This window comes from Streptomyces sp. WM6386 (assembly GCF_000972385.1).
In the GTDB taxonomy this organism is placed as follows: domain Bacteria; phylum Actinomycetota; class Actinomycetes; order Streptomycetales; family Streptomycetaceae; genus Streptomyces.
Window position 1 is genome coordinate 1 of sequence record NZ_JXTE01000428.1, and the last position, 526, is coordinate 526.

1 protein-coding gene is annotated in these 526 nt (G+C 75.3%); it reads left to right on the forward strand.

The window, feature by feature from the left end:
- The coding region (locus tag TN53_RS42080) for a P1 family peptidase (RefSeq protein WP_046264183.1) at positions 1-386 on the forward strand (386 nt) is incomplete at its 5' end.
- Positions 387-526: the final 140 nt, after the last annotated feature.

The following is a 526-nucleotide window of genomic DNA, read 5'->3' on the forward strand; positions in this document are numbered from 1 at the left end:
CCCCCGCCGACGTCGGCCTGCCCACCGCGACCCCCGTCCCCGACACCGGTTCCTGCATGATCGTGACCGCGACCGACGCACCCCTGGACGCCCGCCAACTGACCCGGCTCGCCCGACGCGCCGTGTACGCCCTGGCCAGGGTCGGCGCCGCATACAGCCACGGCAGCGGCGACTACGGCCTGGCCTTCGGCACCCACCCGCTGGGCACACCCGCCGGCCCCGCCGTGGTCCCCGACGACACCCTCGACCCCCTCTTCAGCGCCCTTCTGGACGCCGTGGAGGAAGCCGTCCTGAACTCCCTCCTCACCGCCACCACGACCACGGGCCCCTACGGCGACACACGCCACCCGCTGCCCGCGGCACCGCTGCTCGCTGTGCTCGGGTGACGAGCCCGGGCGTACGGGTCAGCGCATCCGCGGATTGAGGGCGACCAGGCGCTCCCGGAAGCCGGGGTCGGGCCGGTTGGGGAACCCGTCCATCACCCTCCCCGCCGGGAGCGGCCGGTCGGCGGGCACGTCCTTCACGC